The organism is Companilactobacillus keshanensis, from assembly GCF_003946205.1.
GTDB lineage: Bacteria > Bacillota > Bacilli > Lactobacillales > Lactobacillaceae > Companilactobacillus > Companilactobacillus keshanensis.
In genome coordinates this window covers 96,107-109,034 of sequence record NZ_RHOS01000004.1, presented here as the reverse complement: position 1 = coordinate 109,034, position 12,928 = coordinate 96,107, and the positions used below count along the sequence as shown (strand labels likewise).

At 34.6% G+C, this 12,928-nt stretch carries 13 protein-coding genes; 1 reads left to right on the top strand and 12 read right to left on the bottom strand.

Features of this window, described 5'->3' with window-relative positions:
* The first annotated feature begins 81 nt into the window (after positions 1-81).
* Positions 82-948, top strand: a complete 867-nt coding sequence (locus EKM64_RS03895; protein ID WP_125675795.1) for a LysR family transcriptional regulator — start codon at positions 82-84, stop codon at positions 946-948.
* 29 nt (positions 949-977) lie between these two features.
* Here EKM64_RS03895 and purD read toward each other — a convergent pair whose 3' ends face one another.
* The 12 genes from purD to rplS all read right to left on the bottom strand — a co-directional run bounded on the left by purD (position 978) and on the right by rplS (position 12,883).
* Positions 978-2,237: a phosphoribosylamine--glycine ligase gene (gene purD / locus EKM64_RS03890; RefSeq protein WP_125675793.1), complete on the bottom strand. Its 1,260-nt coding sequence runs from the start codon at positions 2,235-2,237 to the stop codon at positions 978-980.
* 15 nt (positions 2,238-2,252) lie between these two features.
* Positions 2,253-3,806 (bottom strand): bifunctional phosphoribosylaminoimidazolecarboxamide formyltransferase/IMP cyclohydrolase, encoded by a 1,554-nt coding sequence (gene purH, locus EKM64_RS03885; RefSeq protein ID WP_125675791.1) that lies wholly within the window; start codon positions 3,804-3,806, stop codon positions 2,253-2,255.
* An 11-nt stretch (positions 3,807-3,817) separates the two neighbouring features.
* The gene (gene purN, locus EKM64_RS03880) at positions 3,818-4,384 is read right to left on the bottom strand and encodes a phosphoribosylglycinamide formyltransferase (protein ID WP_125675789.1); all 567 of its coding nucleotides are present in this window, start codon (positions 4,382-4,384) and stop codon (positions 3,818-3,820) included.
* Positions 4,384-5,421 (bottom strand): phosphoribosylformylglycinamidine cyclo-ligase, encoded by a 1,038-nt coding sequence (purM, locus tag EKM64_RS03875; RefSeq protein ID WP_225420943.1) that lies wholly within the window; start codon positions 5,419-5,421, stop codon positions 4,384-4,386. Before purM ends, purN begins: the two co-directional genes overlap by 1 nt.
* Positions 5,408-6,841 carry an amidophosphoribosyltransferase gene (gene purF / locus EKM64_RS03870; RefSeq protein WP_318530734.1) on the bottom strand — a complete coding sequence of 478 codons (1,434 nt, stop codon included), beginning with the start codon at positions 6,839-6,841 and terminating at the stop codon, positions 5,408-5,410. Before purF ends, purM begins: the two co-directional genes overlap by 14 nt.
* The gene (purL, locus tag EKM64_RS03865) at positions 6,817-9,030 is read right to left on the bottom strand and encodes a phosphoribosylformylglycinamidine synthase subunit PurL (RefSeq protein WP_125675785.1); all 2,214 of its coding nucleotides are present in this window, start codon (positions 9,028-9,030) and stop codon (positions 6,817-6,819) included. Before purL ends, purF begins: the two co-directional genes overlap by 25 nt.
* Positions 9,031-9,708: a phosphoribosylformylglycinamidine synthase subunit PurQ gene (gene purQ, locus EKM64_RS03860; protein WP_125675784.1), complete on the bottom strand. Its 678-nt coding sequence runs from the start codon at positions 9,706-9,708 to the stop codon at positions 9,031-9,033.
* Positions 9,705-9,956, bottom strand: a complete 252-nt coding sequence (gene purS, locus EKM64_RS03855; protein WP_125675782.1) for a phosphoribosylformylglycinamidine synthase subunit PurS — start codon at positions 9,954-9,956, stop codon at positions 9,705-9,707. Before purS ends, purQ begins: the two co-directional genes overlap by 4 nt.
* A gap of 1 nt (position 9,957) precedes the next feature.
* A complete protein-coding gene (purC, locus tag EKM64_RS03850; RefSeq protein ID WP_125675780.1) occupies positions 9,958-10,665 on the bottom strand; it encodes a phosphoribosylaminoimidazolesuccinocarboxamide synthase in 708 nt (235 codons plus the stop codon).
* A 10-nt stretch (positions 10,666-10,675) separates the two neighbouring features.
* Positions 10,676-11,809, bottom strand: a complete 1,134-nt coding sequence (purK, locus tag EKM64_RS03845) for a 5-(carboxyamino)imidazole ribonucleotide synthase (RefSeq protein WP_164505292.1) — start codon at positions 11,807-11,809, stop codon at positions 10,676-10,678.
* Positions 11,796-12,281: a 5-(carboxyamino)imidazole ribonucleotide mutase gene (gene purE, locus EKM64_RS03840; protein WP_125675776.1), complete on the bottom strand. Its 486-nt coding sequence runs from the start codon at positions 12,279-12,281 to the stop codon at positions 11,796-11,798. The genes purK and purE overlap by 14 nt, the downstream gene beginning before the upstream one ends.
* A gap of 248 nt (positions 12,282-12,529) precedes the next feature.
* Positions 12,530-12,883: a 50S ribosomal protein L19 gene (gene rplS / locus EKM64_RS03835; RefSeq protein ID WP_125675774.1), complete on the bottom strand. Its 354-nt coding sequence runs from the start codon at positions 12,881-12,883 to the stop codon at positions 12,530-12,532.
* Positions 12,884-12,928 lie beyond the last annotated feature (45 nt).

Here is a 12,928-nt window from a genome sequence, read left to right as displayed (position 1 = left end):
GTTAACATGAGATCATTAATTACAAAAGTGAATGTTTATCATATCAAGCATTACAATTTCAGATGTATAGGAGCTTACTAAATGGATACCAATTTACAAAAATACATTGCCTTTGTTGAAACTATCGAATTGGGGAGCTTTACTAAAGCAGCCACAAAATTGAATTATTCTCAGTCAGGAATTAGTAGAATGATTTCCGATCTTGAAAAAGAATGGAATATTTCTCTACTTGAACGCAACAAGTCTGGTTTATCATTAACATCTGATGGCAAATTCTTGTATTCATATATTAAAAATTTAAATAATGATTACCAAAAACTGATGACTGCCGTTGACGGATTGAACGGATTACAATCAGGTACAGTAAGGATAGGAACCTTTTCAAGTGTCGCAACTCATTGGCTACCAAAAATAATGTCCGCTTTCAAGAAAGATTATCCTAAAATAGAATTCGAATTGCTTTTAGGTGATTATCACGAAATTGAAGAATGGATTGCAAATGGTCGAGTCGACTTAGGCTTTATTAGAACTCCGGCATCTAAGAAATTTGATACTATTCAACTTGAACAAGATCCGCTAATGGTAGTATTACCTGAGGACAGTCCCTTTAAAGATTACTCTGAATTCCCAACGGACAAACTGAATGATATTAAATTTATTCTATTAGACAAAAATGGGAATTCTTTTTTACATGATTATTTTAAAGAAAACAGTATTCATCCTGATATACAATTCACCACGTGGGACGATTATGCGATCATGTCCATGGTAGAAAATGGATTAGGAGTTAGCATCTTACCAAAATTGATCCTACAAAGATGTTCCTATAAAATATTAGCTAAACCATTATCCAAACCACTTTACCGACAAATATCTGTAGCGGCCAAAAATCTTCAAACAATGTCTCTGGCAAGTCAAAAGTTATTAGAGTACTTAATTTATAGATAAAAATAGGCATAACCCCTTATGGATTATACCTATTCTGATATCGAATTTTTACCAATATCATGACGGAAAAAAATATTAGTTGTATCTATATTATCTAAAAATGAATAAATATTATTTTGTGCCTCAGGCAAATCATCTGCATGTGCGTGAATACAGAATAGCCTTCCACCGTTAGTTAAAAGATTCTCATCTTCTTCATCTATGCTGGCAAAATTTATTTCACCTGAATAATTCAAAAATTTCTTCTTAGAATCAATAACATTACCAACTTTTGGATCCTCTGGATATCCTTGACTAGCAACAAAAACTCCTAAATCAGTTCCCTTACTTTTCCATTCAATATCTAGTATTTCATTATTTAAAAGTCCAAATATTACTTCAGATAAATTTGATTTGATCCTTGGTATCACTACTTCAGTCTCAGGATCACCGAACCTTACATTGAATTCTATAACTTTTAATCCTGAATCTGTCAAAATCAATCCTGCATATAAAACTCCAGTATAATCAAAACCTTGCCGATTCATTTCTTTAACAAAAGGTTTTAAGATATTTTCATATGCATCAGAAACTATACTTTGATTGATATTTTTAACAGGACAAACAGCTCCCATACCGCCTGTATTGCTACCCTTATCCCCATCTGATTTCCGTTTATAATCTTGAGCTATCGGCATAGGATATAAATTATCTCCTTGAACAAATGCCATCAAAGAAAATTCTTCACCACTTAAAAATTCTTCAATGATTATCCTCTCTGTCTGATATTTATGTTCAATCAATAATTCTTCTATTATTCGGCCACCATTTACCAAGTCGTTTATGATATATACACCTTTGCCGCCTGCTAGACTATCGGTCTTGACCACAATCGGTAATTTCGATTTTTTTAATTCTTCATTAGCAAGTTTTGCGTCAGTAAACTCCTTATAAAGGGCTGTCGGTATATGGGCCGCCTTCATCAAATTCTTAGAAAATAGCTTTGAGCTTTCGATTTGAGCTGATTTTTGATTTGGGCCAAAGATCTTTAATCCTTTTTCTTCAAAATAGTCTACTATTCCCTCATTTAAAGGTAGTTCTGGTCCAACTATTGTATAGTCAATTCCCATTTCAATTACAAAATCGGTAAGTTTAGCAAAATCATTTTCTGCTATATTAATTGTTTTAATATTAAATAAACGCATACCGACATTTCCCGGAGCACAGAAAATATCATTTTCTGTTTTTTTCATAAGTGACTTACAAATAGCATCTTCTCTAGCACCGGAGCCAATTACTAATACTCTCATATCCACACTCCTGATCTAATGTTTAAAATGTCTTCGCCCGGTACAAACCATAGCGATTCCATACTTATCGGCCATATCAATAGAATCCTGATCATGAATCGATCCACCTGGTTGAACAATCGCTGTAATCCCATGTTCAGCAGCATACTTAACACAATCATCCATTGGGAAGAATGCGTCAGAAGCCAAAATTAAAGGACATTTTTGATTATCCTTAAAGGTATCCTCCGCCTGGGTAATTGCAATTTTTACAGATCCAATTCGATTCATTTGGCCCGCACCAATACCAAGTGTCATATCAGTCGTTGTTACAACGATTGCATTGCTCTTAACATGTTTAACAACTTTTTGACCAAATAATAAGGCATTAAGTTCTTCATCTGTTGGTTGCTTTTTAGTAACCACTTCAAAATCATCAAGAGAATCAATTGTAGTATCACGTTCTTGCATGAGCAATCCACCCAGTACGGAAGTATAATCGAATTTATCCGCTTGACTAGCCTTATCAAAGTCTAAAGTCAATAATCTAATGTTTTTTTTTGATTCCAAAATCTCCAATGCCTCAGTAGAAAAACTTGGGGCAATAACAATTTCTAAAAATATTTTATGCATTTCATTGGCAATTCTCTCATCAACTTCACGATTGACTACCACAATACCACCAAAGATTGACATAGTATCGGCTTCGTATGCTTTTTTCCAAGCAGAATAAATATCATCTGAATCTGTTCCAATTCCACAAGGATTCATATGCTTAAGTGCAACTACACATGGCATATCAAAATCTGAGACAATTCTAATTGCCGCATCAGCATCACGAATATTATTAAATGACAATTCTTTCCCATGTAATTGTTGTGCAGAAGCAATAGAATATTCGGTCGGCATAGAATTTTTGTAAAAGGCAGCTAATTGGTGTGAATTCTCACCGTATCGTAATGATTGCTTGAACTCCAAAGGAATCGTTTTTGATTCTGGAAATTCTTCTGTTGAAATATCAGTCAAATAACTTGAAATAATACCATCATATTCAGCCGTATGTCTAAATGCCTTGGCAGCCAACAATTGTCTGTATGTAATTTGATCATCAGAAGCTTTCTTAATTTCATTTAGAACTGTCGAATAATCATTCTTGTCAGTTACAACATAAACACTTTCAAAATTTTTTGATGCGGAACGTAACATGGAAGGACCGCCGATGTCTATTTGTTCGATTGCATCTGCCAGTTTAACATCTTCTTTTGAAATTGTTTCTTTAAATGGATATAAATTTACACAAACAAGGTCAATCGTCTCGATGCCCATATTTTTTAAAGTTTCCATATGTTTTGAATCTGAGCGCTTCGCCAATAAACCAGCATGAACTTTGGGATGTAGGGTCTTAACCCGACCATCAAGTATTTCTGGGAATCCAGTAACTTCATCAATTTCAGTCACTGTAATTCCATTTTCCTGTAATTTCTTATATGTTCCACCAGTCGAAATGATTGAATAACCTACCGATATTAATCCTTGAGCAAATTCTACAATTCCAGTTTTATCTGAGACACTGATAAGAGCATTTTTCATTTTTTTCCCACCTAATATTTTTTTAATAAGTTAAAAACCACTTCTGGATATATCTCATGTTCTTTATCGTGAATCCGTTGTTCAAGCGTATCAACAGTATCCGTATCTAAAATTGGTACTGCCTCTTGCCGGATTATTGGACCTGTATCTACACCTTCATCAATATAATGAATCGTTACACCAGTTGATTTATCTCCGGAATTGAATGCTCTAGAAATAGCATCTAATCCTGAAAATTTTGGTAAATATGATGGATGTATATTAATTATTTTCCCAGGATAAACGTCTAATAACGTTTTTGTAACTACTCTCATATATCCTGCCAGCAAAATATATTCAAGATTCAATGATTTCAAATGATCAACAATGGCTTGCTCATACTCAGAACGAGTTTTATAGTCACTTAATTTATTTATAAAAATAGGAATATTTCTTAATTCAGCTTTTTTTATTACCGCGGCTTTTGGCTTGTCACAAACCAATAATACTATTTCTAAACCATTTTCATTTAATTTCTTATCATCAGCCAAGGCCTCAAAGTTAGTACCATTACCTGATGCAAATACTGCTACTTTCACTACAACTCACCCACTAACTTTATAGCCACATCCAAATCTGATACCACTTCACCAATGGTAAATCCAAGATTTTCTTTCTGATTTAAATTATCAAGTACGGACTGTTCATTTTTAGGGTCAACCGCAAGTATCATCCCCACACCCATATTAAAAATATGAAACATATCCGCTTCTGATAATTTTCCGTACCGTTCAACTACTTTAAAAATTTCTGGAATTGTCCACGATGACAAATCAACTTTGGCTTGCAAGCCATCTGGTAACATTCGTGGAATATTTTCATAAAATCCTCCGCCGGTAATATGTGCTATTCCATTAAGAATTCTTTGATCAAGTAATGGAGTGATTTGTTCTGTATATATGCGCGTTGGCGTCATCAAAACATCTCCCAAAACTTTATCGGGAAATTCTTTTAATTCCGAGTTGTATTCAAAATCATTATCCTTGAAGAATATTTTTCTGATAAGTGAAAATCCGTTCGAGTGAAGTCCACTTGAGGCTATACCTATCAATTTATCGCCAGCATGTACTTTTTTAGGATCCATAAGTTGTGATTTTTCCGCTATACCTACAGCAAAGCCCGCCAAATCATAAGTATTTTTAGGGTACATATCAGGCATCTCTGCAGTTTCGCCACCAATTAGGTCTAAGTGTCCAATGATACAGCCTTCCAAAACCCCATCTAGGATCTCTTTAACAGTATCTCCCACTTTAGATGTCGCAATATAATCTAAAAAGTATTGCGGTTTAGCACCTTGGGCTAAAATATCATTAACGCACATTGCAACACAGTCAATACCAACCGTGTCATGTTTTTTTCCTTGTATCCCTAATAATAATTTAGTACCCACACCATCATTACTAGAAACCAAGACAGGCTGATCATACCCTTTTGGTATTTCAAAAACTCCACCAAAATGACCAATATTACTAGCACTACTAGCTAATTTATTTTTAACAAAATCAGAAATTTCATATCCAGAATTTACATTTACACCGGCCTTTTCATAAGGATTCATCAATTTATTCCTTTCCAATCTTTAAGTCCTTAGACACTTTTTCTTCATAGTCATATAGAGGTGTTGGATAATCACCATTAAAGTACGACAAATCTAAACCTTGATATGGTGTATCAAAATTTAATCCTATCGCCGAAATCAATCCTTTTTCACTCAAAAACTCTAATGAATCAGCTCCAAATTGTTGACGCATCTCTTCTTTAGTTTTTTGAGCGGCTATTAATTCCTTTGAATCTTGAATATCAATCCCATAAAAACTCGGATACTTGAATGGTGGTGAAGCAACTCTTAAATGAACTTCAATTGCTCCAGCATCCTTTAATAATTGAACGATATAAGCACAGGTGGTTCCTCTAACAATTGAATCATCAACTAATACTACTTTCTTACCTTTAATAACACTTCTAACAGCGGCTAATTTTTGACGAACACTTTTTTCTCTTAGAGATTGATTAGGTTGAATAAATTCACGTCCCATATACTGATTCTTTATTAGTCCCATCTCATACGGTAATCCACTAGCTTCAGCATATCCACTAGCAGCAGGAAGAGAAGAATTAGGAATACCAACAACTATATCTGCGGCAACTGGTTTTTCTTTGGCTAAATTTATCCCCATTTTTTTTCGAGAAATATGAACATTGACACCTAATATATTGGAATCGGGTCGAGCAAAATAAATATATTCCATTGAGCAAATAGCCATCTTAGTGTCATTAGTCCAATGGTCTATTTTCATACCATCATCATTAATAATAATCAGTTCACCAGGTTGTACATCCCTTACAAACTCTGCCGATACCGCATCCAATGCACAAGTTTCACTGGCAACAGCGTATCCACCTTCTGGCAATTTACCAATTGACAATGGTCTAAGCCCATGAGAATCTAAGGCCACTATTAAAGAACCCTTAGTCAACAGAACGTATGCAAACCCACCTTGAATTTGTTTTAATGCGTCCTTAATTTTATCTTCAAATAATTTCTTTTTAGAATGACGGATCAAATGCATCAAAATTTCTGAATCAGAACTAGATATGAAAATATCGCCTACCTGCTCTAGTTTCTTTTTCAAAGTAATTGCATTAGTTAAATTTCCATTGTGAGCTAAGGCAAACTGCTCATTTGAAAAATCGAAAAATAAAGGTTGAACATTCTCAATCTTATTTTCACCGGCCGTAGAATATCTAACATGGCCAATGGCCGAATTACCACTTAACCTCTCAAGATACTCTGGCTTATCAAAAACTTGCGATAACAGACCCAAATTACGATATCCTTGTAATTTTCCACTATCATTACAAACGATGCCTGCGCTCTCTTGACCACGATGTTGCAAACTATGTAATCCAAGGTAGGTTAAGTATTGAGAACTCTCTGCCCCCCAAATACCAAAGACACCGCACTCTTCACTTAATTCTTTTTCATTAAACAAGATATGGCCTCTTTCCAAATAGACATCGCCACAGATAATTCAATCGTTGCTTCTGCACCAATTGTTTTAATATTCATTCTATTGTCATCAGTTACAACACCGATCTTAGCCCCATTATTACCGATTATGTCTTCAAATTTTCTTTGGTTATCTTTAGATACAGATACAACAAATCTAGCTGGTGTTTCGGAAAATAAATATTCCTTAGGCATATTGACTTCACACTTGAATCCTAGCTTATTTTCAAAAGTCGCTTCAGATAACGCAACCGCTAACCCACCTTCTGATAAATCATGACAACTATTTATTAATTTATTATTGATAATATCCAGAATTAACTCAAATCTGTCCTTTATTTGATCTACATTAATCTTACTTAATGAACCTTTCACATCGTTCAGCTGTAATTGCTGAATTTCAGATCCATTAAATTCATTTCTGGTTTCGCCTATTAGGTAAATTAAATCACCAGAGTTTTTAAAGCCTTGAGTAATTACATTATCAATATCCTCAACCAGACCAGTCATGCCGATCATGGGACTTGGATAAATTGCTGTTTCATTAAACTCGTTATACAAGGAAACATTTCCAGATACGACTGGGATATTTAATTTTTTCCCGGCCATAGCCATCCCACTAACACTTTTTTCAAACTCCCAAAATATCTCTGGTTTTTCAGGGTTTCCATAATTTAAACAGTCCGTTATTCCAATTGGAATAGCACCAGCAGCCACCAGATTGCTGGCTGCCTCAATCACTGCCATTTGACCTCCAATAAAAGGATCAACATAAACCATTCTCGAATTTCCATCATTAGTCATTGCAATGGCCTTTTTTGTATCTCTAATACGCACGACGGCAGCATCACTACCTGGCTGGACTACTGTATTTGCCTTAATTTGAGAATCATAGGTTTTATAAAAATACTCTTTAGATGCTATTGTTGGCTGTCTCAAAATTTTTAGCCAAACATCTTCAAGTGATTTGATTTCTGGTCTAAATTGTTCCTTACTGTCGGCAATTCTATCTGGTTTAACACTAATACGTTTATATTCAGGTGATTCATCCACTAATCCTGAAATAGGGATATTACAAACCATTTTTCCTCGTTGATAAATTTTATATTGGCCATCTGTGGTTACTTTGCCAACTACGACCGCATCAAGCATTTTATCTGTAAAGAAATCGGTAATATTTTGTTCATATTCTGGCTTAATGCATAAAACCATTCTCTCTTGAGATTCGGAAAGCATGATTTCATATGGAGTCATTTCAGTCTCCCGTTGTGGCACATTGTCTAATTCTAGAATCAGACCACTGCTTGCTTTTGAGGCCATTTCAGCAGTAGAAGAAACTAATCCGGCCGCTCCCATATCTTGAATTCCCATGATCCAATCAGAATGTTCATGAACCAATTCTATACACGCATCCATCAGAAGCTTTTCCATAAATGGATCACCAACTTGAACGGCGGATCTTTGTGTACTTTTACTGTCTGTAAATTCATCTGACGCAAATGTTGCTCCATGGATTCCATCTCGACCGGTTTTGGCCCCTACATAAACTATCAAATTATCTTTACCAGTGGCCTTGCCATATTTAACATCATCATGATCGATCAGGCCCACACACATAACGTTTACGATGGGATTTTTCTTATATCTAGATTGAAAGGCAATTTCACCACCAACAGTTGGAATTCCAATACAATTTCCATATCCACCAATTCCTGAAACTATTTCTTCAGCTAAATACCTAGTATGAGAATCATCCAACTCTCCAAATTTCAAACTATTCAACAAGGCTATTGGCGTAGCACCCATTGAAAAAATATCTCTAATTATTCCACCAACACCAGTAGCTGCTCCTTGGTACGGCTCAACTGCCGAAGGATGATTGTGACTTTCGGCCTTAAACACAATGGCCTGATTATCACCAATATCAATTATCCCAGCATCTTCGCCAGGTCCGGCAAGTACTCTTTCACTTTTATTTGAGAACTTTCGTAAAACATTTTTTGAGTTCTTATAAGAACAATGTTCACCCCACATTACAGAAAATAATCCAGTTTCCGTATAATTTGGTAATCTTCCTAAAATATCATTGGATATAGTTTGAAATTCTTGGTCACTTAAACCCCAAGACTTATAAAGTTTGGTTTCTTGAATCATTTCGGCAGTTGGTTCAGTCATTTACAGATTCACCCTATTCATATGTGACTTTAAAATTGATTGAAACAGTTTCAGCCCATCATCTGAACCAAGCATTTCTTCTAAGGCCCTCTCTGGATGTGGCATCATTCCTAAAACATTACCGGCTTTGTTTATTATTCCGGCAATATTGTCGATACTTCCATTAATATCTGAAGCATATCTAAAAATAATTTGATTGTTATCATTTATTTGTTTCAATGTGGAAATATCACAATAATAATTACCTTCGCCATGAGCCACGGGAAGACTAAGCGTCTGATCAAATTCATATTCATTGGTAAAAATGGTTTGATTATTTTTAACTTTCAGATCAACTGTTTCACAAATAAATCTATTTTGACGATTCCTTATCAGGGCTCCTGGTAACAACCCAATTTCAGTCAAAATTTGAAACCCATTACAAATTCCCATTATCGGTTTTCCTAAAGCAGACATTCTTTTTATAGTCTCTATAATAGGTGCATGGGCGGCAATAGCGCCGCTTCTAAGATAATCACCATAAGAAAATCCACCAGGTATCAATACAGCATCGAACGCATCCAGTGACTTTGATCTATAATCAATCATTTCGACATCTGCATGGATACCATCTTTTATTGCAAAGTACAGATCCTTATCACAATTAGACCCCGGAAAAACGATCACAGCAAATTTCATTCTGCATCCTCCAAAATTTCATAACGATAAGTTTCCATATTAGGATTTGCTAACAAGTCATCACAGATTAAGTTGATTTCTGAATCAATATCAGAAACATTATTATCAACATTTAGTTCAAAGTACTTTCCCATTCGTACGTCATTGATTGAAGTATGACCCATTCCATGGATTGCACTTTTAATTGCCTCGCCTTGCGGATCAAGAATCGATTCTTTATATGTCACATAGACTTTAACTAAACCCATATTATCTGACTCCTTCTAATCGATCTAAGACCTTTTTGTAAGTAGTAACTAAATCGGCTTCATTTTTTCTAAATACATCTTTGTCAAAGGACTGATGACTTATTTGATCCCACAATCGGCAATTATCAGGTGAAAACTCATCAATTAAAATAATTTCATTCTCAAAACGTCCAAATTCTAATTTAAAGTCCACAAGATCCAACTTGTCTTGACTAAATAATTGAACAAGAAGGTTATTTATTTTTAATGTTTGTTCTTTAATCTGTTGTAATTCAGATTCATTAGCAATCCCAATTGAATCTATTTGTGATTCATTTATGGCCGGATCATTTAACTTATCGCTTTTAAAATAATATTCAATAACTGGAGGATCGAGTTTTTCTCCTTCTTCTAATGCAAACTTCTTGGCAAAACTACCTGCAATCGTATTTCTCAAAACAATTTCAATTGGTATTAATTGTGTTTTCTTAACCAATTGTTCGTTATCAGATAAATCTTCTATTAAATGTGTTCTAATGCCATTTTTCATTAGATAATGAAATATTAAGGAAGAAATTTTACAATTTAGATTACCCTTTCCAGTAATATGTTCTTTTCGTACACCATTTAATGCCGTTGCCTGATCTTTATAAAAGAGTACTAGTTCATCGTCTTTATCAGTTTCAAAAACATCTTTTGCTTTACCAGAATATATCAACTGCTTCTTCATCAAAAAGCTCCTAGTCCTTCCAAATTGAGTTTTGTTTTAGATCATTTATCGTCTTTTCCGTATCCTTACTTAAAATTGTAATATGTCCCATTTTTCTATTAATTTTGCATATATCCTTACCATAGTCATGAAAATTCCATTCTGTATGCTTTAACAACCCAGTCTTTGCCGCTTTGATATGCTGCCCTAACAAATTGATCATCACTGCTGAACTGAATAATTCAATTTTTGGCATTGGCCAACCACAAATTCCTCGAATATGAGCATCAAATTGAGAAATATTGCATGCCTCAATCGTCAAATGTCCTGAATTATGTGGTCTAGGTGCGATTTCATTCACGTAAATTTTTTGATCTTTTGAGATAAAAAATTCAACACACAGTGTTCCAACTAAATTCAACAGACGAGCAATTTGTCGTGCTATTTTATATGATTCTTCCGCAACTTCATCATTGACTCTTGCTGGACAGTTACTGATATGCAAAATATTATTATGATGTTTATTTTCAATCATTGGAAAAATTGAATGATTCTGATCCAGATTAGAAGAAATAACAATAGAAACCTCTTTTAATAAATCAATTTTTGATTCTAAAATACAAGTTCCCAATTTAATTAGTTTTTTAACTGCACTCTCATCAAAAGACTCATTGTCAATCAGGATTTGACCTTTTCCGTCGTAACCACCTTCGACCGTTTTCAAAATTACTGGGTACTTTAAATCTTCCAATCCATTTTGAAAATCATTAAAAGTTTTGACAATTGTATGCGGCACAATGGGGAAATTATTTTCAGAAAGAAAGTTCTTCTCCCTAATACGATTTTGAGTAACAATTAAAGCTTTTGTTCCTTGAGGTACATCAGTATATTTTGTTATTTCCTCAATTGTTTCGGCATCAACATTTTCAAATTCATATGTTAAAACATCACATTTTTTAGACAACTCAATTAAAGAATCCAAATTATCATACTTAGCGACTATTTGTTCATCTGAAACTTGAGCGGCTGAACAATTTTTGATTGGATCTAAGATTATAACCTTATACCCTTTTTCTTTAGCTGTAGCAGCCATCATTTGACCTAACTGACCACCGCCAATAATACCGATGGTTTCACCTGGTAAGTGATTTCTATTCAAGATCATTCCCACTTTCTAGTGACTTATCATGCATTGATTCTTGATAATCAGATAATGATTTCAAATATTTTGAATTAGTTAATGCACAGATACGCACAGCCATGAGAGCGGCATTAATCGCTCCAGCTTTACCAATTGCCATTGTAGCAACTGGGATTCCTCCAGGCATTTGAACAATCGACAACAGTGAATCTATGCCATTTAAAGCCTTTGACTGTACTGGAACTCCAACGACGGGCAATATGGTAGCCGCTGCTATCATTCCTGGTAAATGAGCTGCTCCACCTGCTCCGGCAATTATGACTTTAATTCCATTACTGGATGCAGTTCTGGCAAAATCTAGCATCTCTTCAGGCATTCGATGTGCCGATATTACATGAACTTCATATCCAACGCTTAGATCTTTCAATATATCGATCGAATTCTGCATAGTTGGTAAGTCTGAAACTGAACCCATAATTACTGCTACATCTTTCATAAGCCACTCTCTCCTTGAAGTATGTCATCAGTTTATCAATTAAATACGTTTTTTTCAATAAATTTACGTACATAAATTCATAAAATTAATCTTATTGTTCGTATAATTAGCATATAAAGCGCTGTAATGGTGATTTATTCAAATAATTATACGTGTATAAATAATTTGGAATAATAAAAAAGCAGATATCTTATTTAATATATCTGCTTTGATACAAAAAAAGACACCGAAGTGTCTTTGTGATTTGCCTATTTCTCAATACGACGTTCTTTAATACGTGCAGCCTTACCTTTACGATCACGTAGATAGTAAAGTTTACTACGACGTACAAGACCACGTCTAATAACTTCGAGCTTTTCAACACGTGGTGTGTTTAGTGGAAATGTTCTTTCAACACCAACACCGCTACTCATCTTACGAACAGTATAAGTAGCACTAACGCCAGCTCCACGTCTCTTAATTACAACACCTTCAAACAACTGAACACGCTCACGTGAACCTTCAACAACCTTAGCATGGACACGAACAGTGTCACCAGGACGGAAGTCAGGGATATCAGAACGTAGTTGTTCTTTAGTAATATCTTGAATTAATGGTTTCATAAATAATTTCTCCTAATTCGACACTCTTATGTATCTTAATTAATA

Excerpts from the sequence above, each read along its gene's own strand:
- purS (WP_125675782.1), bottom strand. The coding sequence starts at position 9,956 with ATGGGTTTAGTTAAAGTCTATGTGACATATAAAGAATCGATTCTTGAT.
- purC (WP_125675780.1), bottom strand. The coding sequence starts at position 10,665 with ATGAAGAAGCAGTTGATATATTCTGGTAAAGCAAAAGATGTTTTTGAA.
- rplS (WP_125675774.1), bottom strand. The coding sequence starts at position 12,883 with ATGAAACCATTAATTCAAGATATTACTAAAGAACAACTACGTTCTGAT.
- purD (WP_125675793.1), bottom strand. The coding sequence starts at position 2,237 with ATGAGAGTATTAGTAATTGGCTCCGGTGCTAGAGAAGATGCTATTTGT.
- purH (WP_125675791.1), bottom strand. The coding sequence starts at position 3,806 with ATGAAAAATGCTCTTATCAGTGTCTCAGATAAAACTGGAATTGTAGAA.
- EKM64_RS03895 (WP_125675795.1), top strand. The coding sequence starts at position 82 with ATGGATACCAATTTACAAAAATACATTGCCTTTGTTGAAACTATCGAA.
- purK (WP_164505292.1), bottom strand. The coding sequence starts at position 11,809 with ATGATCTTGAATAGAAATCACTTACCAGGTGAAACCATCGGTATTATT.
- purL (WP_125675785.1), bottom strand. The coding sequence starts at position 9,030 with ATGACTGAACCAACTGCCGAAATGATTCAAGAAACCAAACTTTATAAG.
- purE (WP_125675776.1), bottom strand. The coding sequence starts at position 12,281 with ATGAAAGATGTAGCAGTAATTATGGGTTCAGTTTCAGACTTACCAACT.
- purQ (WP_125675784.1), bottom strand. The coding sequence starts at position 9,708 with ATGAAATTTGCTGTGATCGTTTTTCCGGGGTCTAATTGTGATAAGGAT.